Genomic DNA, 19,116 nt, shown 5'->3' on the forward strand with positions numbered 1-19,116 from the left:
GTCGGGGGGATCCCCGCTTGTCCCGGCGCCGGAGGCAGAATGAGCGACAATCCCCTCGAGGCGCAGGCGAGCGAGCGTAGCGCCCGCCTCAGCCGCGAACAGGTCCGAACGAGGCTCCTCGATGCCGCTCTGGCGGTGGTGCGGGTCGAGGGTCTGCGGGTCGGAGTAGGGCACCTTCCGCTCGAGGAGGTGATCCGCTCCGCAGGCGTCCCACGGAGCGCCGTCTACCGGATCTGGCCGACTCGGCAGTCTTTCTACAACGACCTCATCGCCGCAGTCCCCGAGCGCGTGCTCGCGACCCGGCTCGATCAACCATCGTTGACGGCGGGGGACTCGTTCCTGCACCGCCACCGCATCGAGGAGCCGACCGCCGAGCAGCGTCGAGCGACGCTGGTTGCCTCGGTGCGAGTTGCGGTCGACGCGAACGTCGAGAATGTCTTTGCCTCGCAGCACTGGCGCAACTTCATCGCGCTGGCTGGGGCGGTCGAGTCGCACCAGGAGCCGGCGCGTACCGGCATCCGGACGGCATTGCGAGTACGGCAGCTGCACTTCATCGACAACATGGCGAAGTACTACCGACACACGCTCGAGGAGGCGGGCCTACACCTTCGTCCGGGGCTCGGCCATGCGGAGCTGGCCTCCGCAGTCTCTGCGCTGGTGGAGGGACTCTGCATTGCACGGATCGCGGCGCCAGAGCTGGTCACAGGCCCGGTCGACCCCGACGATCCGGACTCGCCCTCGCTCGCCGTCACTGCGGTGCTGATGCTGATTGACGGCTTCACGGAGCCGACGCCCTAGTCCTCCGGGTCGACCGGCTCCAGCATCCCGTCGACGATCGAGCGGATCGTCCAGGCCGCAAGAGTCCACTCCACCGGCTCGCCGTCGAGGCCGGGAGCCGTGACCGGGGAGTCGAGGTCGTCGTCGAGGAGAAGGCCGCGATGCGCGAGCCCGTCCACGACGATCGCGGTGAGGTGGGCGAGCTGCAGCGTCGTGAATCCGGGCCGCATCGAGCTGCTGAACACTGCCAGCATCTCGTCGTAGTAGGCCTGCATACGGCGGGTCAGCATGCTCTCGATGCGCTTGGCGGTCGCGCGCACCGCATCCCGAGCAGGACCTTCCTCCATGGAGAACGTGCAGGCGAGCAGTGCGTTGTATGACGACCAGTCGACGGAACGGCGCAGCGTCTCTGCATTGGAGTTGGCGCCGATGCGGATGGTTTCCCAGGCCACCCGGCGACGACCCGCAGCGGTGAGGAGCAGGTCGCCGGAGCGCTCGTACACCTCCCGGATCCGCTGCTGAGCTTCGGGGTCCACGCCGTCGGCGTAGCGGTCTCGCTCGAACACCTCGCCGATCAGGTCGGCGACGAACTCCTCGCGGGTGCTCCAGATCCGGTAGACGGAGCTGCGGGGGACTTCGGCGAGGCGGATGTACTCCTCCATCGGGAGATGCGCGAAGCTGACCGTCAAGCCGTTGGTGGAGATGACCGCACGCGCCGCGTCGATCATGCGGCTGCGGACCTGGTCCGCAGGGATCCTCCTGGCGCGGTTCGGGCCTGGTGCGCTGTCGCTCATGCGTACGGACACTAGTCGGACGCGTCTCTGCGCAACCTCCACATCTGTCCTCTGGGACGCCTCCGTCGAGTCGCGAAATTGAGACGGAATGTCGCAAAACGTGCGGATCGCGACACAGAGCCGCTACCGTGCAGCCGGGGCGGACCTGACCTGTCCCTGCAAGGGGATACCTGTGACCGAGTTTCATCGCTTCGCGTTGGCCGTCGTCGACGGCCCAGCGATCAGCCGTGCGGCGTTGCGCGCGCTGCTCCTGCAACTGCTGCCGCAGTTCTCCCGCGCGGAGGGTGAGGCTGGCATCGAGACGATCGCGGTCCTCGACCTCGATGGCGTGCCGGGTGACGAGGTCGCGGCCGCGATCGAGCGCGCCGCCGAGCGCGCCGTCGGCCTCGTCGTCCTGTCCTCATCCGACTCCATGCAGCCGGCGCGCGCCGTGCTGCGCCGCGAGCGTTCGGCCTTCGTCTGGAAGGGCGATGACCCTACCGAGCTCGCCGCCGCCGTCGTCTCCGTGGCATCGGGCCGGACCTGGGTCTCGGACACCGCCCGCCATCGTCTGGTGCACGGCCTCGAGGAGCGTCGTCCTGTGCTGAGTCCGCAGGAAAGCCGCGTCATGCGTGCCTACGGGTCGGGCGCCGCGGTGCGGACGGTCGCGCTCGACCTCGACGTCGCGGAGCACACCGTGCGCACCTACATTAAGCGGATCCGCGCGAAGTTCCTCGAGGCCGGGGTTGTCCTGGATTCACGGATCGACTTCTACCGGCACCTCGGCGAGCACGACGTCGCGATCCGGCGCAGCAGCGACCGGGTGCGGCCCGGCGCGCAGCAGATGGCCGGCGATGCGCGAGGCGCGTCCGGAGCGTGAGCCGAGCAGGATCGCGTTGCCGCTCGTACGTCCCTCGAGGAATGCCGTCGGAGCGACCGCGACCGTGACAGGGAGCGCCGTCCTCAGGGCCGCGCGCAGCCGCTCGAGCCGGTGGTGCTCGGCATCATCGGCGACGTTGATCGCGAGCACGCCTCGCGGGCCACAGTGTGAGGCGAGGTGCGCGAGGAGATCGGCGTCGTAAAACACCTCGGGGATCTCGTCGCCGTCGTAGACATCGAGCACAACGAGGTCTGCGTCCCACTCAGGAAGCGGGCTCGCCGCGTCGCCGGTGACCAGCTGCAGTCGGGTGCCGCGAGGCAGCGGTGCGTGGGCGAGCACGAAGTCAACCAGGCCCTCCGCCCGCTCCACCGCGAGTTGCTCTGACCCGGGACGGGTCACCGCGACGTACCGGACGAGCGAGAGACCGCCCGCGCCCAGGTGCAGCACGCGGAGCGGGTGCTGTGCGGGCGCGAGGGCGTCGACCACCGCGCCGAGTCGCGCCATGTACTCCAGGGGGAGTGCCCGTGGATCGCGCGGGTCGATCAGCGACTGCTCCGCGCCATCCACGGTGAGCAGCAGGGCAGTGGGGCGTACCGGGTCCGGCTCAAGCGCAGCGACGCGGCCGTCCGGGAGCACGAGCGACGGAGGCATCCCGTCACGCTAGCGCGCAGCTCGCGGTCTGCGCCCCGCCGCCACTACGGTGGCAGGCATGGCCGCGCTGATCCTGCTCGACGTTGACGGTGTCCTCAACCCCTCCGTTCGCAGTGACCGCGCCGCGAGCAGCCATCGTCTCGAGCTTGCGCCCGCTCGGGAGGAGTTGGTCCGCCGCCTCGCCGCGGTGGGGACCGTCGTCTGGGCCACGACCTGGCCACCCCGGCTCACCTCCGTCCTCACCGAGGATCTCGGCCTCCCGAGCACCACCGAGGCGATCGTCTTCGACGGCGGTCTCCCGCACGACCCGCGCTTTCCCGGGCAGACCGGCAAGCTGGAGCCGGTCGCCGCCTGGCTCGACGCAGCACGCGGACGCGGGCCAATCGACGCGGTGGTCTGGATCGACGACAATCTTCGTGAGGACGCCTACGCCTGGGCGCGGGAGCAGAGCACGCCGTTCCACCTTGTCCGGCCGGACTCGGCCGCGGGTATGACGAGCGACGAGGTGGCCGGTGCGGAAGAGTTCCTTGCCGCGCTGCCGCCGTCACACAATGACATCCGGGAATAGGCGTGACCCCTCCGCCGGTTAGTGTCACTCTGGGTGGTACCGCCACGAGGTGGTCCGCTCCCTGACGACCCGCTCCGTCGTCGCCCCTCTCGCCCCTCCGTGCAGGGGGATCGCGACTCCTCTCGTATTGCACTGAAGGACAGATACTGTGACTCTCTCCGCCCGCGCGTCTGTGCGCGTCCTACTCGGCACGACCATCGCCGCAGCCGCCCTGGTCCTCGCCGGCTGCGCCCCTGCCTCCACGAATGATGTCGTGCCGGGGTCCTCGGGAGAGAGCACGACCTCTGCGAACGCCGGACTGACTCTGGCGGAGGTCAAGGAGGCCGGGAAGCTGACCATCGGCACCGAGGGCACGTACCAGCCCTTTTCATTTCATGCGGACGGCGGCACCGGCGCGCTGACCGGCTATGACGTCGACGTCATCACCGCGGTCGCCACGAAGTTGGGCGTCGAGCCCGAGTTCGAGGAGACGCAGTGGGACGCAATGTTCGCGGGTCTGGACGGCGACCGCTTCGATGTGATTGCGAACCAGGTTTCGATCAATGACGAGCGCAAGGCGAAGTATGACCTTTCGAAGCCCTACTCCCTCAGCCCCGGAGTGGTGATCGTGCCTGCCAGCGACACTTCGATCACCGACCTCGCGGGTTTGTCGGGCAAGACCACTGCGCAGTCACTCTCGAGCAATTGGTCCACCGTGGCGAAGAAGAACGGCGCCGAGGTCGAGGGCGTCGAGGGCTGGGCTCAGGCCATTGCCCTTGTCGAGCAGGGTCGAGTCGACGCGACGGTCAATGACCGCCTCACCTGGCTCGACTGGTCCACGAACTACCCGGATCAGGCCGCCGGTCTCAAGGTCGCCGTCACGATCGACGACACCTCTGCGAGTGCTTTCGCCTTCCCGAAGGGATCGGATGATCTCGTCGCCGCTGTCGATTCCGCCCTCGACGAGCTGCGGGCCGACGGCACCCTCGCCTCCATCTCGACGCGCTACTTTGGAACCGACATCACCCAGTAGCCCCTGTGCCGAGCGATTCCGAGGATGCGCGTGAGCATGTCACGGGAAGCGGACTCGAACCGTTGTGCTCATCACCATCACCCGACCAAACCGACCGCGGTCTTGTCCCGTTTCGGTGGGAGAAGACATGGATCTAGCACTGCGGTCGTTTTGGCCGATCCTCTCCGGGGGAATCGTCGGAACAATTCCGCTTGCTCTCGCAAGCTTCGTTCTCGGTCTGGCGCTCGCGTTAGCCGTGGCGCTGATGCGCCTCTCGCGGGTGCGGATCCTGGCATGGATTGCCCGGGCCTACATCTCTGTCATCCGCGGGACGCCACTACTGGTGCAGCTGTTCGTGATCTTCTACGGCCTGCCGAGTCTGGGAATCAAAATCGATCCGTGGCCGAGCGCGATCATCGCCTTCGCCCTCAATGTCGGCGGCTACGCAGCTGAGGTGATTCGCGCTGCCATTCTCAGCGTCCCGAAGGGGCAGTGGGAGGCGGCGCACACCATCGGCATGGGCCGTTCGCTGGCGTTGCGGCGGATCATCCTGCCTCAGGCCGCGCGAGTCTCGGTGCCGCCGCTGTCGAACACGTTTATTTCACTGGTGAAGGACACCTCGCTTGCGTCCCTGATCCTGGTGACCGAGCTCTTTCGGCAGGCGCAGCAGATCGCGACTGCTTCCAGCGAATTCATGCTGCTCTACCTCGAGGCGGCTCTGATCTATTGGTTGATCTGCCTGGTGCTCTCGAGCGGCCAGGGTCTGCTCGAAAAGCGATTGGACCGCTATGTCGCCCGCTGAGACTCCGAGCGATGCGCGCCCCGTTCTGACTGCCCGCGGCCTGCGCAAGTCCTTCGGTGGCGTGGAGGTGCTGCGTGGCATCGATATCCAGGTGCGCCGAGGCGAGGTTGTCGCCCTGATTGGTCCCTCTGGGTCGGGCAAAACCACCGTGCTGCGTTCCCTCAACAGCCTCGACGTACCCGACGGCGGAGTCGTCGAGCTTGCTGACGGCACCGTGCTCGACTTCGACCGGGGCGTCGGCAAGAAGGCGCTGACCGCGTTGCGCGACCGCTCCGCGATGGTCTTCCAGCATTTCAATCTCTTCCCGCATCTGACCGTGCTGCAGAACGTGATCGAGGGCCCAGTCCGCGTGCAGCGCCGTCCAGCGGCAGAGGTCGTCGCCGAGGCGGAGCAGCTGCTCGAGAGAGTCGGTCTGGGCGGGCGCGGCGGCGCGTACCCCTTCGAGCTCTCCGGAGGCCAGCAGCAGCGCGTGGGCATCGTCCGCGCCCTCGCGCTGCGCCCCGATCTCCTACTCTTCGACGAACCTACGTCCGCACTCGACCCGGAACTCGTCGGCGATGTCCTGTCGTTAATGCGGGAGCTGGCGGGGGAGGGCTGGACGATGCTCGTCGTCACCCACGAACTCGAGTTCGCTCGACAGGTGGCGTCGGAGGTCGTTTTCATGGCCGAGGGCGTGGTCGTGGAGCGCGGTACCCCTGCGCAGGTGCTCAGGGAACCACGCGAGCCGCGGACCCGCCAGTTCCTGCACCGCCTCCTCCACCCCCTGGAGTAGGCACCGGAGGTTCTCTCCTCGTGAGGCGCGAAGCCGCGCGGCGCGCCGGGCGGGCGAGGGACCCGTGCCTATGCTGTCCGGGTGACCTGGAGCAGCGACGCCGAGACCACGCGGATACCCTCCGCGACCGACACGCCCGGCGGAACCGGGCCCGAGCCGACCCGGGAGTACGTCTGGCCCGAACCCGAGACGGACCGACCACCGACTACCGAGCCTCCTGAGGCGACGGCGTCTGCCGGTGCCACCGCTCTCGGTGTCGTGGAGGCGGAGCCAGAGCGGGTGGTGCGCTCCGGGAATCGCCTCGCGGGCGTCGCTCTCGCCCTGCTGACGACAGCGTTCTTCGCGGGGCTGTACCTCGTCGCCCTTACCGCGATCCGCGTCCTCGCCGACCAGACCGGCGCAGATCCCGTCGCCCTCGGCCTCGCTCAGGCGCCGACGGCCCTGTTCCTCGCGCCGGTGGCCGCCTTCTTCGTCGGCCTCGCCCTGATCGTGCTAGTCGTGAACCGCGCCGGATGGTGGGCGTACGTCCTTGGCGGGTTCCTCGTCGCCGTCCTCACCGCCGCAGCCGCTTTCGTCGGCAGCTGGAGCGGCGTCGGTGGACTCGCTGTCCCGGCCGCCCCCTCACTGCTCGCTGACCACCTCCGCGATCCGGTCGTCCTCGCGTCTGTACTCGCGGCGGGCGTCCTCGGGCGTGAAGCCACTGTCTGGGGTGGCGCTCTCATCGCCGCTCGCGCTCGCGGCGTCAAGCGACGCAACGCCGAGCGGGAAGCCGCCGCCTCGTCGTGACTGCCCAGGGGCAGGGTCGCGGGTCGGGGCTGGGCTACGGCCTCGCCCTCGCTGGCTTCGCCGCCTTCCTCTACCTCGCGCTCGTCGTGTGCGCGTTCGGAGTGCTTAGTCTGCTCCTGGATCAGGATGTCGTGCCCGAGCGCGACGCCGGGCCGATTCTCGGGCCGGTGTCCGTCGCCGTCTGCGTCGTCGCCGTGCTGATCGCGATGATCACGCTCGCCGCGCGCCCGGCGGTGCACCGCGTGGTCGGTCCGTCGCTGCTCACAGGATTCGTGGTCTACCTGCTCTTCCTCCTCACTGGAGGCGCGCTCTACGGCCTCGGGAAGCAGGAACCGAGCGAGATCCTCGGCTGGGTGCTGCACCACGCATCGACCGTCTTCGCCCTCGCAACGGGAGTGCTGGCTGTGGCGGTGCAGATCGCCTTCCTGCTGCTCCTCGCGCGCCGTGACGCGGGTGGCGGGACTCCGCGCTGGGGCTGGGAGGGCGACGAGCGCGAGTGACCGGCCCGGACGCGGTGCTCTCCGCAGGCGAACGCGCGTCGGTTGACCGGCCCCGTCACTCCCCGTAATATTCTCTTGGTGTGCGCTGTGTCGTGCGCTTGTGTCGTGCCTTCGGGCCGACGTGATCGCCGCATAACGCTCCACCGGGTCCGTAAGGATCCGCGGGTTCGTCCGATCGGGCGGCCCCCACGGCATACCCCTCATTCTCCTCGAACCCGCTTGCGGGCTCAGAGGAGCGCGGTGGGTCCAGATGAACTCGGCCGTCCCGGAGACGGGTAGGCCGAATGTCGACCATCGATCCGCTGTCACCGTGCAGCATCCAAGGAGCAAACCAGTGCCAACGATTCAGCAGTTGGTCCGCAAGGGACGCACGCCGAAGGTCACCAAGACCAAGGCTCCCGCCCTGAAGGCCAACCCCCAGCAGCGCGGCGTCTGCACGCGCGTCTACACGACCACGCCTAAGAAGCCGAACTCGGCCCTCCGCAAGGTGGCCCGCGTGAAGCTTTCCAACGGCACCGAGGTCACCGCCTACATCCCCGGTGAGGGCCACAACCTGCAGGAGCACTCGATGGTGCTCGTGCGCGGCGGTCGTGTGAAGGACCTCCCCGGTGTCCGCTACAAGATCGTTCGCGGCGCCCTGGACACCCAGGCCGTCAAGAACCGCAAGCAGGCTCGCAGCCGCTACGGCGCGAAGATGGAGAAGAAGTAATGCCTCGTAAGGGCCCCGCTCCCAAGCGCCCCGTCGTCGCAGACCCCGTCTACGGCGCACCGATCGTCAGCCAGCTCGTCAACAAGATCCTTCTCGATGGCAAGAAGGGCCTCGCCGAGCGCATCGTCTACGGTGCCCTCGAAGGCGTCTCCGCCAAGAATGGCCAGGATGCGGTCGTTACCCTCAAGAAGGCGCTCGACAACGTCCGCCCGACCCTTGAGGTCCGCAGCCGCCGCGTCGGTGGCTCGACCTACCAGGTCCCGGTCGAGGTCAAGCCGCACCGCGCCAACACCCTCGCGCTGCGCTGGCTCACCAGCTACGCGAAGGCTCGTCGCGAGAAGACGATGACCGAGCGTCTCATGAACGAGATCCTCGACGCGTCGAATGGTCTGGGTGCCGCTGTGAAGCGTCGCGAGGACACCCACAAGATGGCCGAGTCGAACAAGGCCTTCGCGCACTACCGCTGGTAGCGCGCACCGCGGCCGTCCCTGGCGACCGCGACCGCCGGGTCCGCAGTGGCAGCGCTGCGGACCCGGTCCCGGCGGCGGATCTTCCGATCCCCGCGACCGGGAGATCCGCCACCACAAGACCCCCAGCCATTCGGCCAAGAACCCGGTGCGCTGGCTCCATCACCTATCGGAGGAACTCCGTGGCACAAGATGTGCTCACCGACCTGAACAAGGTCCGCAACATCGGCATCATGGCCCACATCGATGCCGGCAAGACCACCACCACCGAGCGCATCCTGTTCTACACGGGTATCACGCACAAGATCGGCGAGGTCCACGACGGCGCCGCAACGATGGACTGGATGGCGCAGGAGCAGGAGCGCGGCATCACGATTACGTCTGCCGCGACGACCTGCTTCTGGAACAAGAACCAGATCAACATCATCGATACCCCCGGACACGTCGACTTCACGGTCGAGGTCGAGCGCTCGCTCCGCGTCCTCGACGGCGCCGTCGCCGTCTTCGACGGCAAGGAGGGTGTCGAGCCCCAGTCCGAAACCGTGTGGCGTCAGGCCGACAAGTACGACGTTCCCCGGATCTGCTTCGTCAACAAGATGGACAAGCTCGGCGCCGACTTCTATTACACGGTCGACACCATCGTCAACCGCCTCGGTGCGAAGCCGCTGGTCATCCAGCTTCCGATCGGCGCCGAGTCGTCGTTCGAGGGAGTGATCGACCTGGTCGAGATGCGCGCGCTCACCTGGCGCGGCGACTCTAAGGGAGACGTCGCTCTCGGCGCCAAGTACGAGATCGAGGAAATCCCGGCGGATCTCGCCGATAAGGCTGCCGAGTATCGCCACAAGCTCCTCGAGACGGTCGCCGAGACGTCTGACGAGCTGCTCGAGAAGTACTTCGGCGGCGAGGAGCTGACCGTGGCCGAGATCAAGGCCGCGATCCGCAAGCTCACCGTCAACTCGGACATCTACCCCGTTCTCTGCGGCTCCGCGTTCAAGAACCGCGGAGTGCAGCCGATGCTCGACGCGGTCGTCGACTACCTCCCCTCTCCGCTCGACGTCCCCGCCATCGAGGCGCACGACGTCCGCGACGAGGAGAAGGTCATCCTCCGTCACGCCGACTCGACAGAGCCCTTCTCGGCGCTCGCGTTCAAGGTCGCGGTGCACCCGTTCTTCGGGCGCCTCACCTACGTCCGCGTTTACTCGGGCAAGCTCGACTCCGGCGCTCAGGTCATCAACTCGACCAAGGGTAAGAAGGAGCGCATTGGCAAGATCTTCCAGATGCACTCCAACAAGGAGAACCCGGTCGACTCGGTCACCGCCGGCCACATCTACGCCGTTATCGGCCTCAAGGACACCACCACCGGTGACACCCTGAGCGACCCGCAGGCGCAGGTCGTGCTCGAGTCGATGACTTTCCCGGAGCCCGTCATTGAGGTCGCCATCGAGCCCAAGACGAAGGCCGACCAGGAGAAGCTCGGCACCGCGATCCAAAAGCTCGCGGAGGAGGACCCCACCTTCCGCACCGAGCAGAACCAGGAGACTGGTCAGACGGTCATCAAGGGAATGGGCGAGTTGCACCTCGACATCCTCGTGGACCGCATGAAGCGCGAGTTCAATGTCGAGGCGAACGTCGGCAAGCCTCAGGTCGCGTACCGCGAGACGATTCGCCGCACGGTCGAGAAGTACGACTACACCCACAAGAAGCAGACGGGTGGCTCCGGTCAGTTCGCCAAGGTGCAGATCACCATCGAGCCGATGGAGGTCGACGCCGACAAGACCTACGAGTTCGTCAACGGCGTCTCGGGTGGACGCGTGCCCCGCGAGTACATCCCTTCGGTCGATGCGGGTATCCGCGACGCCATGCAGGTCGGCGTCCTCGCCGGCTATCCAATGGTGGGCGTCAAGGCGACCCTCGTGGATGGAGCCGCTCACGACGTCGACTCGTCTGAGATGGCGTTCAAGATCGCCGGCTCGATGGCGTTCAAGGAGGCTTCGCGCAAGGCGCAGCCCGTCCTCCTCGAGCCGCTCATGGCCGTCGAGGTCCGTACTCCCGAGGAGTACATGGGCGACGTCATCGGCGACCTCAACTCGCGTCGCGGGATGATCCAGTCAATGGAAGACGCGACCGGCATCAAGGTCATTCGGGCCAATGTCCCACTGTCTGAGATGTTCGGCTACATCGGGGACCTGCGCTCGAAGACCTCGGGTCGGGCCGTCTACTCGATGACCTTTGAGACCTACTCCGAGGTCCCGAAGGCCGTGGCCGAGGAAATCGTTCAGAAGAACAAGGGCGAGTAGCTCCGCTCTGGGGCCACCGCCGTTCCCCGGAGCGGCGGTGGCCTGGTAATGTCGTGCGGGTTTGCTGCCGAGTGCAGCGCGCCCCCTGTCGCAGCGGGACGGCCGCACGACCACTGCCGGTAACATCACTACACAAACCCCCGCAAGTCCTCCTGTCCTCATGCCGCCCTGTGCGGTGGTCGGATGCGGATGCTTGCACCTAAGTCCTGAGGAGGACCCACAGTGGCTAAGGCCAAGTTCGAGCGGACCAAGCCGCACGTCAACATCGGAACCATCGGTCACGTCGACCACGGAAAGACCACGCTCACCGCGGCGATCTCGAAGGTTCTTGCCGACAAGTTCCCGTCCGCGACCAACGTCCAGCGTGACTTCGCGTCGATCGACTCCGCTCCTGAGGAGCGCCAGCGCGGCATCACCATCAACATCTCGCACGTCGAGTACGAGACGCCGAAGCGCCACTATGCGCACGTCGACGCTCCCGGCCACGCCGACTACATCAAGAACATGATCACCGGTGCGGCGCAGATGGACGGCGCGATCCTCGTGGTCGCCGCCACTGACGGCCCGATGGCTCAGACCCGTGAGCACGTCCTCCTCGCCAAGCAGGTCGGCGTCCCCTACCTCCTGGTCGCCCTGAACAAGGCCGACATGGTGGACGACGAGGAGATCCTGGAGCTCGTCGAGCTCGAGGTGCGCGAGCTCCTCTCGTCGCAGGGATTCCCGGGCGACGATGCTCCGGTCGTCCGTGTCTCCGGACTCAAGGCCCTCGAGGGCGACGAGGCCTGGACCCAGTCGATCCTCGACCTGATGGACGCGGTCGACGAGTCGATCCCGGACCCGGTGCGCGACAAGGACAAGCCGTTCCTCATGCCGATCGAGGACGTCTTCACGATCACCGGTCGTGGAACCGTCGTCACCGGCCGTGCGGAGCGTGGAACCCTCGCTCTGAACTCTGAGGTCGAGATCGTCGGAATCCGCCCGACGCAGAAGACCACGGTCACCGGCATCGAGATGTTCCACAAGCAGCTCGACGAGGCCTGGGCCGGCGAGAACTGTGGTCTGCTCCTGCGTGGCACCAAGCGCGAGGACGTCGAGCGCGGTCAGGTCGTCGTCAAGCCGGGTTCGGTCACGCCGCACACGGACTTCGAGGGCACCGCGTACATCCTGTCCAAGGATGAGGGTGGGCGTCACAACCCGTTCTACGCGAACTACCGCCCGCAGTTCTACTTCCGCACCACCGACGTCACCGGCGTCATCACGCTGCCCGAGGGCACCGAGATGGTCATGCCCGGCGACACCACCGACATGACGGTCGCGCTGATTCAGCCGATCGCCATGGAGGAGGGCCTCGGCTTCGCCATCCGTGAGGGTGGACGCACCGTGGGTGCCGGAACGGTCACCAAGATCGTCAAGTAGGTTCGTCCTACCGATCTCGGGAGAGGGGTCGTCCGCGTGATGCGGGCGGCCCCTCTTCGTCGTTCGTGATCGATGCGGCGACGAGCCCGGCTAGCGTAATCGGATGCCTTTCGTGAAGAGCGACCCCGACGCGCACCCGCTGTTCTTTGAGTGGGAGGCAGCCGGCCTTGATTGGCTGCGCGAAGCCCGCGGGGGAGCGGCCTGCGTCACCGTGCTCGCGGTCTCCTCGGGGCGGATCGAGCTGGAGGAGGTTCGCTCAGTGCGGCCTACGGCGGCGGCGGCGCGGGCGTTTGGTCGGGCGCTCGCCCGGACCCACGATGCCGGCGCGGAGGCGTTCGGGGCTCCTCCCGAGGGTTGGTCCGGCCCCACCTACATCGGTCGGCGGTCGATGCCGTGCGTGCCCGATACGTCGTGGGGTCGCTTTTATGCGGAGCAGCGGGTGCGACCGTTCCTCGCTCCCGCCGTCGACGCGGGCAACCTCGCCCCGGCTGCGGCTCGGATCGTCGAGCGCGCTCTGGACCGGGTGGCCGACGGCGCCCTCGACGACGACTCCACCCCCGCCCGCATCCACGGTGACCTGTGGTCCGGCAATGTGCTCTGGTCCGCCGAGAGCGTCGTGCTGATCGACCCCGCCGCGCACGGCGGCCATCGCGAGACCGACCTGGCGATGCTCGCCCTGTTCGGGGCGCCGCACTTCCGCGCGATCCTTGAGGGCTACCGCGACGAGCATCCGCTCGCTGCGGGTCTGGAGGAGCGGGTGCCGCTGCACCAGCTTCATCCGCTGGCGGTACACGCTGCTGGTCACGGCCCCTCCTATGGCCGTGCTCTGTCCCAGGCCGCGGCCCGCGTGCTCGCGCTGGCGGGCTGACCGGCGCGCCGCCCCATTCGCTCAACCGGTGCGCCACACTGAGGCACGCGCCACTGTCGTGCGCGTCGACAAGGAGGCACCATCGTGGATCTGGGAAAGCTCGGACAGCAGGCCGGCGAACTGCTGAACAGTGAGAAGGCGCAGGAGGCTCTGCGGAGCGAGAAGGCTGAGGAGGTCTCTGACCAGGTGCTCGAGAAGACCAGCGAGATCGCTAGTCGCCTCACTCACGGCCAGTACGACGAGCGCATCGAGGATGTTAAGCGCCAGGCCGACAAGCGGGTCGGAAACGACTGACTCCGCTCCTCCTGCTAATCCGCCCGAGCGTCAAGTGGGTGCGGCCGTCTGTTGCCGCGTTCTAGGGTCGCAGCGATGGCTGACACTCGTGCTCAACGACTCCGCAGGACCGACTCAAGCGGTCGTGGCTACACCCGGGTCAGGGCGGGATCCGGGTTTAGCTACCGCGACCCTCGGGGCGCGACGGTCACCGACCAGGAACTTCGCTCGCGGTTCGATGCGCTGGGTATTCCGCCGGCCTGGAAGGACGTCTGGATCGCGCCGTACCCCAACGGCCACATCCAGGCGATGGGCATCGATGCGGCTGGGCGACGGCAATATGTCTACCATCCGACCTGGCGCGAGCAGAAGGATCGGCTCAAGTTCGACCGGGCGCTGAGGCTCGCGGAGGCCCTACCCGGTGCCCGACGCGCAGTCACCCTGGCACTGCGATCCGAGGGACCGACGCGCGATCGCGCTCTCGCGACCGCCTTTCGGATGCTCGACACGGGTTCTCTCCGTGTCGGCAGCGAGCGCTACGCGAAGGAGCACGGCAGCATCGGCCTCTCGACGCTGCTGTGCTCGCACGCCACCACGCACGGCGACCGGGTCGCGCTGGCGTTCCCCGGCAAGAGCCATCAGGCCTGGACGAGCGAGATTCTCGACCGCGATCTCTCGCGAGTCGTCCGGGCGCTGAAGCGCAGAGGACCGAACGCGCGCCTGCTGGCCTGGAAGGACGGCAAGCAGTGGCGCCCGATCTCGGCGCCGGAGGTCAACGACTACGTGCGGGAGCGGGCGGGCGACGACTTCACGGCCAAGGACTTCCGCACGCTGCACGGCACCGTCGCCGCCGCTCTCAGCCTCGCCAAGGCAGGCCCGCAGTCCACTCAGCGTGCCCGGAACGCTGCGATCGCGCAGGCCATGCGCGATGCCTCAGAGGTGCTCGGCAACACCCCCACGGTCGCCCGCACGAGCTACGTCGACCCCCGCCTGCTCGACCACTTTCGCGCTGGCGAGACGATTGACCCCTCGCGCCCCGCCTCCGCTGAGACAACGCTCCGCGCCCTCCTCTTCGAGTAACCCCCGCCTCTCGCGAAATCTCGCGAAATGTCGCGAGATGTGCCCGAACGGTCGAGATGAGGCGCCGCGGCGGGTGATCTCGTCCGTCCTCCCCCATCTCGCGGATCGCAGGAGCGTCCTCCACAGGAAGGGATGGCGGGACACTCTCCACGGGAACGCGGAATCGGCGAGCGGACGACGTAGAGCGCGTCAGTGTGCCGTCATGACTCAGATACCTGAACTTCTCGTCGCCCGTGAACTGAGCAGAGTCGGCAGCGATGCGCGCCGCCTCCGACCGGACAGGTCGAAGGGGAGGCACCGACGTCTCGCTCCTGGCGTCTTCGTCGAGGCGCGGGCGTTCGGGGAGCTCCCCGACCGGGACCAACACCTGCTAAAGGCCCGCGCGATCGTCCGGACCCGCGGCGAGGAAGCGGTCCTCGCCCTGCACTCCGCAGCCGCGGTGTGGGGGCTCCCCCTCCTTTCGCGCAGCCCACCTCAGGTGCACTTGCTCGGTGCGCCGGGTGTCGCCGATGGTGTAGATACCATTCGGCACCGAGAGCGAATCCGCGACGGCGATGTCGTCGAGCATGACGGCCATCTCGTCACCAGTCTCGAGCGGACCGTGCTCGACCTCGCGCGGCTCGCGTCACGCGAGGACGCCATCAGCGCCATCGACCACTCACTCCGCAAGCCTTTGGGCGGGCTCGCGCAGGGTGATCTTCTCGAGCGGATCGAGGACTTCCGCGGATACCGGGGCGTCAAGCAGGCACGCCAGCTGATCGCCCTGGGTGACGGAGCCGCAGAGTCGACGGGGGAGAGCGTCAGCAGACTGAGAATGTCCGACTGCGGCGTTCCCACTCCGGTGCTGCAAAGCACCTTCCGCGACCATCGCGGCTTCGTCGGCCGGGTCGATTTCGACTGGCCGGGGTGCGAGGCCGTGGGCGAATTCGACGGTCTCGGGAAGTACCGCGACCCCCGACTGCTCGCGGGAGCCGATCCCGCGGACGCCGTCATCAGGGAAAAGCTCCGCGAGGACCGCCTCCGCGCGCTCGGGCTTCGCGTCATCCGGTGGACTTTCGCCGACCTGCACGGACTGCACACTCTGTGCGCACTCCTGGGCTCCGCAGGCCTCCCGCCGACCCACACCGGCGTCGCCGCTTCGAGATAGCGAGGACCGGACGAAACAACCCGCTGTGGCGCGGTAGGTCGTCCGGAGGGTGGGATGTCGCGACATTTCGCGGAGCAAGGAGAGCGAGGGGGGTGGGAGGGCGAGGGGGAGTGAGGGGAGGGGGTGGGAGGGCGACACGCCCGGGTTGCAGGGGTGGCCCATGTGTGGGAGACTCGTCTAGTTCAAAATTTCTTCCTGGGCGGTATGCCGCACGTGGAGGGACACTGCCAGGCAGTGCCGAGACCGCATCGCGGAGGCTCGACCCGAGAGGGCGGCCCGGCGGGTGCGACGTCGAGGCGGCGGGTAGCAGAACGACAACAACCGACATTTCCACGGGCTCTTCGCGCGTCGTGCTATTTGCATGACGATCGGAGCGCTCCAGATGCGGTGATTTTGACAGAAGAACACTGGTTGCACGTATCCGGGTTACCGGAGTTCCTTCGCGAGCGCGTCCAATGCGAGACGAGTCCGGCTTCGGTCGGAGGAGTCGCGTACGACGCAATAACAAGAGAGTGAGAGATCACACATGGCGGGACAGAAGATCCGCATCCGACTGAAGTCGTATGACCACGAGGTCATCGACACGTCGGCGCGCAAGATCGTCGACACGGTCACCCGTGCCGGCGCCACGGTCGTCGGCCCCGTGCCGCTGCCGACCGAGAAGAACGTGGTCTGCGTGATCCGTTCGCCGCACAAGTATAAGGACAGCCGCGAGCACTTCGAGATGCGCACGCACAAGCGCCTCATCGACATCATCGACCCGACGCCCAAGGCAGTCGACTCGCTCATGCGCCTCGACCTGCCGGCCGACGTCAACATCGAGATCAAGCTCTAAGGAGGAGTGCCACCATGTCTGTCACTGTTTCCCCCACGCTGAAGACCAGCAAGGGCCTCCTCGGCACCAAGCTCGGAATGACCCAGGTCTGGGACGAGAACAACAAGCTCGTGCCGGTCACCGTCATCGAGATCAGCCCCAATGTCGTGACCCAGGTCCGCACGGAAGAAAAGGATGGCTACACCGCCGTTCAGCTCGCCGCCGGTGCCGTCGACCCGCGCAAGGTGAAGAAGCCCGCCGCCGGTCACTTCGAGGCCGCCGGCGTGACGCCGCGCCGCCACCTCACCGAGGTCCGTACCTCCGACGCCTCCACTTACTCGGCCGGGCAGGAGCTGACCGTCGATGCAGTCTTCGAGGCCGGCACCAAGGTCGATGTCGTTGGCACCAGCAAGGGCAAGGGCTTCGCCGGTGTCATGAAGCGTCACAACTTCAAGGGCGTCTCGGCTTCGCACGGTTCGCACCGCAACCACCGCAAGCCCGGCTCCATCGGTGCCTCCTCGACTCCTAGCCGCGTGTTCAAGGGCATGCGCATGGCCGGTCGTATGGGCGGCGAGCGCGTCACCGTGCTCAACCTCAAGGTGCACTCCGTCGACGCCGAGAAGGGCCTGCTGCTCGTCAAGGGCGCTGTCCCCGGTGCCCGTGGTCGCCTCGTGTTCGTTCGCAACGCCGTGAAGGGAGCGTAGTTCCATGGCTACCTCTGTCGACATCGTCGACGTCAAGGGCCAGAAGGCGGGCTCGATTGAGCTTCCCGCCGCGCTCTTCGATGTCCAGACCAACATCCCCCTGATCCACCAGGTCGTCGTGGCCCAGCTCGCTGCGGCGCGCCAGGGAACCCACAAGACGAAGAACCGCGGTGAGGTCTCCGGAGCCGGTCGCAAGCCGTTCAAGCAGAAGGGAACCGGTCGCGCACGTCAGGGCTCGATCCGCGCCCCGCACATGACCGGTGGTGGCGTGGTCCACGGGCCGACACCCCGCAACTACTCGCAGCGCACCCCCAAGAAGATGATCGCCGCTGCCCTGCTCGGTGCTCTCTCGGATCGTGCTCGCGGTGCCCGCATCCACGTGGTCGAAACTCTCGCCCTCGGCGAGACTCCGAAGACCAAGGACGTCCTCGTCCTGCTCGACGCCCTCTCGGTGTCGCGCAACGTCCTCGTGGTCCTCGAGCGCGACGACTTCATCGCCGAGCTTTCGCTCCGCAATGTGCCGTTCGTGCACATTCTGCCGGCCGATCAGCTCAACGCGTACGACGTGCTCGTCTCCGATGACATCGTGTTCTCGAAGGGCGCGCTCGACGCGTTCATCGCGGCCAAGTCGGGCGTCGAGTCCAACAAGGAAGAGGTGAACGCATGAGCCAGTCCGCCGCGTTCAACAAGGACCCCCGCGACGTCATCATCTCCCCGGTGGTGTCGGAGAAGTCCTACGGTCTGATCGACGAGGGCAAGTACACCTTCGTGGTCGACTCGCGCTCGAACAAGACCGAGATCAAGCTCGCCATCGAGAAGATCTTCGGCGTCGAGGTCGCGTCGATCAACACGCTGAACCGTCAGGGCAAGACCCGCCGCACGAAGTTTGGCACTGGCAAGCGCAAGGACACCAAGCGCGCGATCGTCACGCTGAAGTCCGGCTCCATCGACATCTTCACGAGCGTCGGCTGAGCCGAAGAAGCGTAGAGGAAACAGACAATGGCTATTCGTAAGTACAAGCCCACGACCCCCGGTCGCCGCGGCTCCAGCGTTGCCGATTTCGCCGAAATCACCCGCTCGACGCCCGAGAAGTCGCTGCTGCGCCCGCTCTCCAAGACTGGTGGCCGCAACAACTCCGGCCGGATCACGACGCGTCACATTGGCGGTGGACACAAGCGCCAATACCGTCTGATCGACTTCCGTCGCAACGACAAGGATGGCGTCAACGCCAAGGTTGCTCACATCGAGTACGACCCCAACCGCACCGCGCGTATCGCGCTGCTCCACTTCGTGGACGGCACCAAGCGCTACATCCTGGCCCCGAACAAGCTCTCGCAGGGCGACATCGTGGAGTCGGGCGCTGGCGCCGACATCAAGCCCGGCAACAACCTGCCGCTGCGCAACATCCCGACCGGTACGGTCATTCACGCCATCGAAATCAAGCCGGGAGGTGGCGCCAAACTCGCTCGCTCTGCCGGCACTTCGGTCCGCCTCGTCGCGAAGGATGGCCCCTACGCGCAGCTTCGTCTGCCGTCGGGTGAGATCCGCAACGTGGATGCCCGCTGCCGCGCCACGATTGGTGAGGTCGGCAACGCCGAGCAGTCGAACATCAACTGGGGCAAGGCCGGTCGCATGCGCTGGAAGGGCGTTCGCCCGACCGTCCGCGGTGTCGCGATGAACCCGGTCGACCACCCGCACGGTGGTGGAGAGGGCAAGACGTCCGGTGGACGCCACCCGGTCAGCCCCTGGGGTCAGTCCGAGGGACGCACCCGTCGCCCCAACAAGGAAAGCGACAAGCTCATCGTTCGCCGCCGCACCGCCGGTAAGAAGCGCAAGTAGGA

The 19,116-nt window shown here is 67.1% G+C and carries 22 protein-coding genes; 21 read left to right on the plus strand and 1 reads right to left on the minus strand.

Going from position 1 to position 19,116, the window contains the following annotated elements:
• The first annotated feature begins 39 nt into the window (after nt 1–39).
• Nucleotides 40–798, plus strand: coding sequence for a TetR/AcrR family transcriptional regulator (locus B0H03_RS05340; RefSeq protein WP_104265246.1), 759 nt, complete (start codon nt 40–42; stop codon nt 796–798).
• Here B0H03_RS05340 and B0H03_RS05345 read toward each other — a convergent pair.
• The gene (locus B0H03_RS05345) at nt 795–1,571 is read right to left on the minus strand and encodes a TetR/AcrR family transcriptional regulator (RefSeq protein ID WP_127843976.1); all 777 of its coding nucleotides are present in this window, start codon (nt 1,569–1,571) and stop codon (nt 795–797) included. The two genes, B0H03_RS05340 and B0H03_RS05345, sit on opposite strands and share 4 nt — an antisense overlap.
• Before the next feature lie 172 nt (nt 1,572–1,743).
• Here B0H03_RS05345 and B0H03_RS05355 point away from each other — a divergent pair, with 172 nt between their 5' ends.
• From B0H03_RS05355 to rplB, 20 genes are all read left to right on the plus strand, one after another.
• Nucleotides 1,744–2,430, plus strand: coding sequence for a LuxR C-terminal-related transcriptional regulator (locus B0H03_RS05355; protein ID WP_127843975.1), 687 nt, complete (start codon nt 1,744–1,746; stop codon nt 2,428–2,430).
• A gap of 709 nt (nt 2,431–3,139) precedes the next feature.
• Nucleotides 3,140–3,649 carry an HAD domain-containing protein gene (locus B0H03_RS05360; protein WP_104265242.1) on the plus strand — a complete coding sequence of 170 codons (510 nt, stop codon included), beginning with the start codon at nt 3,140–3,142 and terminating at the stop codon, nt 3,647–3,649.
• A gap of 148 nt (nt 3,650–3,797) precedes the next feature.
• A complete protein-coding gene (locus B0H03_RS05365; protein ID WP_241560437.1) occupies nt 3,798–4,661 on the plus strand; it encodes an amino acid ABC transporter substrate-binding protein in 864 nt (287 codons plus the stop codon).
• 127 nt (nt 4,662–4,788) lie between these two features.
• Nucleotides 4,789–5,442, plus strand: a complete 654-nt coding sequence (locus B0H03_RS05370) for an amino acid ABC transporter permease (protein ID WP_104265241.1) — start codon at nt 4,789–4,791, stop codon at nt 5,440–5,442.
• Complete coding sequence (locus B0H03_RS05375; RefSeq protein ID WP_104265240.1) at nt 5,429–6,214, plus strand: amino acid ABC transporter ATP-binding protein; 786 nt, start codon at nt 5,429–5,431, stop codon at nt 6,212–6,214. The genes B0H03_RS05370 and B0H03_RS05375 overlap by 14 nt, the downstream gene beginning before the upstream one ends.
• Before the next feature lie 81 nt (nt 6,215–6,295).
• The gene (locus tag B0H03_RS05380; protein ID WP_104265239.1) at nt 6,296–7,000 is read left to right on the plus strand and encodes a hypothetical protein; all 705 of its coding nucleotides are present in this window, start codon (nt 6,296–6,298) and stop codon (nt 6,998–7,000) included.
• The gene (locus B0H03_RS05385) at nt 6,997–7,500 is read left to right on the plus strand and encodes a DUF6121 family protein (protein ID WP_104265238.1); all 504 of its coding nucleotides are present in this window, start codon (nt 6,997–6,999) and stop codon (nt 7,498–7,500) included. The genes B0H03_RS05380 and B0H03_RS05385 overlap by 4 nt, the downstream gene beginning before the upstream one ends.
• Nucleotides 7,501–7,834: 334 nt before the next feature.
• Nucleotides 7,835–8,209, plus strand: a complete 375-nt coding sequence (gene rpsL / locus B0H03_RS05390) for a 30S ribosomal protein S12 (RefSeq protein ID WP_011186743.1) — start codon at nt 7,835–7,837, stop codon at nt 8,207–8,209.
• Nucleotides 8,209–8,679, plus strand: a complete 471-nt coding sequence (rpsG, locus tag B0H03_RS05395) for a 30S ribosomal protein S7 (protein ID WP_104265237.1) — start codon at nt 8,209–8,211, stop codon at nt 8,677–8,679. The genes rpsL and rpsG overlap by 1 nt, the downstream gene beginning before the upstream one ends.
• Before the next feature lie 179 nt (nt 8,680–8,858).
• Nucleotides 8,859–10,973, plus strand: coding sequence for an elongation factor G (gene fusA / locus B0H03_RS05400; protein WP_104265236.1), 2,115 nt, complete (start codon nt 8,859–8,861; stop codon nt 10,971–10,973).
• A gap of 222 nt (nt 10,974–11,195) precedes the next feature.
• Nucleotides 11,196–12,389 (plus strand): elongation factor Tu, encoded by a 1,194-nt coding sequence (gene tuf, locus B0H03_RS05405; RefSeq protein ID WP_104265235.1) that lies wholly within the window; start codon nt 11,196–11,198, stop codon nt 12,387–12,389.
• Nucleotides 12,390–12,492: 103 nt separating this feature from the next.
• Entirely contained in the window at nt 12,493–13,257 is a 765-nt protein-coding gene (locus tag B0H03_RS05410; protein ID WP_104265234.1) for a fructosamine kinase family protein, read from the plus strand.
• An 84-nt stretch (nt 13,258–13,341) separates the two neighbouring features.
• Nucleotides 13,342–13,551: an Rv0909 family putative TA system antitoxin gene (locus tag B0H03_RS05415; RefSeq protein ID WP_160487241.1), complete on the plus strand. Its 210-nt coding sequence runs from the start codon at nt 13,342–13,344 to the stop codon at nt 13,549–13,551.
• A gap of 75 nt (nt 13,552–13,626) precedes the next feature.
• Entirely contained in the window at nt 13,627–14,610 is a 984-nt protein-coding gene (locus tag B0H03_RS05420; protein WP_104265232.1) for a DNA topoisomerase IB, read from the plus strand.
• Nucleotides 14,611–14,812: 202 nt separating this feature from the next.
• A complete protein-coding gene (locus tag B0H03_RS05425; RefSeq protein WP_104354351.1) occupies nt 14,813–15,757 on the plus strand; it encodes a hypothetical protein in 945 nt (314 codons plus the stop codon).
• 526 nt (nt 15,758–16,283) lie between these two features.
• Nucleotides 16,284–16,592, plus strand: coding sequence for a 30S ribosomal protein S10 (gene rpsJ, locus B0H03_RS05430; RefSeq protein WP_005050520.1), 309 nt, complete (start codon nt 16,284–16,286; stop codon nt 16,590–16,592).
• Between the two features lie 14 nt (nt 16,593–16,606).
• Nucleotides 16,607–17,275 (plus strand): 50S ribosomal protein L3, encoded by a 669-nt coding sequence (gene rplC, locus B0H03_RS05435; protein ID WP_104354350.1) that lies wholly within the window; start codon nt 16,607–16,609, stop codon nt 17,273–17,275.
• A 4-nt stretch (nt 17,276–17,279) separates the two neighbouring features.
• Nucleotides 17,280–17,942, plus strand: a complete 663-nt coding sequence (rplD, locus tag B0H03_RS05440) for a 50S ribosomal protein L4 (protein ID WP_104354349.1) — start codon at nt 17,280–17,282, stop codon at nt 17,940–17,942.
• Nucleotides 17,939–18,247 carry a 50S ribosomal protein L23 gene (gene rplW, locus B0H03_RS05445; protein WP_104265224.1) on the plus strand — a complete coding sequence of 103 codons (309 nt, stop codon included), beginning with the start codon at nt 17,939–17,941 and terminating at the stop codon, nt 18,245–18,247. The genes rplD and rplW overlap by 4 nt, the downstream gene beginning before the upstream one ends.
• 27 nt (nt 18,248–18,274) lie before the next feature.
• Nucleotides 18,275–19,114, plus strand: coding sequence for a 50S ribosomal protein L2 (gene rplB, locus B0H03_RS05450; RefSeq protein ID WP_055787074.1), 840 nt, complete (start codon nt 18,275–18,277; stop codon nt 19,112–19,114).
• The last annotated feature ends 2 nt before the right edge of the window (nt 19,115–19,116 follow it).

The sequence above is a fragment of the Rathayibacter iranicus NCPPB 2253 = VKM Ac-1602 genome, assembly GCF_003149025.1.
GTDB classification, from domain to species: Bacteria; Actinomycetota; Actinomycetes; order Actinomycetales; family Microbacteriaceae; genus Rathayibacter; species Rathayibacter iranicus.

Bases quoted from the DNA above. Each gene is read 5' to 3' on its own strand.
- B0H03_RS05340 (WP_104265246.1), top strand. From the start codon at position 40: ATGAGCGACAATCCCCTCGAGGCGCAGGCGAGCGAGCGTAGCGCCCGC.
- B0H03_RS05345 (WP_127843976.1), bottom strand. From the start codon at position 1,571: ATGAGCGACAGCGCACCAGGCCCGAACCGCGCCAGGAGGATCCCTGCG.
- B0H03_RS05360 (WP_104265242.1), top strand. From the start codon at position 3,140: ATGGCCGCGCTGATCCTGCTCGACGTTGACGGTGTCCTCAACCCCTCC.
- B0H03_RS05370 (WP_104265241.1), top strand. From the start codon at position 4,789: ATGGATCTAGCACTGCGGTCGTTTTGGCCGATCCTCTCCGGGGGAATC.
- B0H03_RS05375 (WP_104265240.1), top strand. From the start codon at position 5,429: ATGTCGCCCGCTGAGACTCCGAGCGATGCGCGCCCCGTTCTGACTGCC.
- rpsG (WP_104265237.1), top strand. From the start codon at position 8,209: ATGCCTCGTAAGGGCCCCGCTCCCAAGCGCCCCGTCGTCGCAGACCCC.
- B0H03_RS05410 (WP_104265234.1), top strand. From the start codon at position 12,493: ATGCCTTTCGTGAAGAGCGACCCCGACGCGCACCCGCTGTTCTTTGAG.
- B0H03_RS05420 (WP_104265232.1), top strand. From the start codon at position 13,627: ATGGCTGACACTCGTGCTCAACGACTCCGCAGGACCGACTCAAGCGGT.
- B0H03_RS05425 (WP_104354351.1), top strand. From the start codon at position 14,813: ATGACTCAGATACCTGAACTTCTCGTCGCCCGTGAACTGAGCAGAGTC.
- rpsJ (WP_005050520.1), top strand. From the start codon at position 16,284: ATGGCGGGACAGAAGATCCGCATCCGACTGAAGTCGTATGACCACGAG.
- rplC (WP_104354350.1), top strand. From the start codon at position 16,607: ATGTCTGTCACTGTTTCCCCCACGCTGAAGACCAGCAAGGGCCTCCTC.
- rplD (WP_104354349.1), top strand. From the start codon at position 17,280: ATGGCTACCTCTGTCGACATCGTCGACGTCAAGGGCCAGAAGGCGGGC.
- rplW (WP_104265224.1), top strand. From the start codon at position 17,939: ATGAGCCAGTCCGCCGCGTTCAACAAGGACCCCCGCGACGTCATCATC.
- rplB (WP_055787074.1), top strand. From the start codon at position 18,275: ATGGCTATTCGTAAGTACAAGCCCACGACCCCCGGTCGCCGCGGCTCC.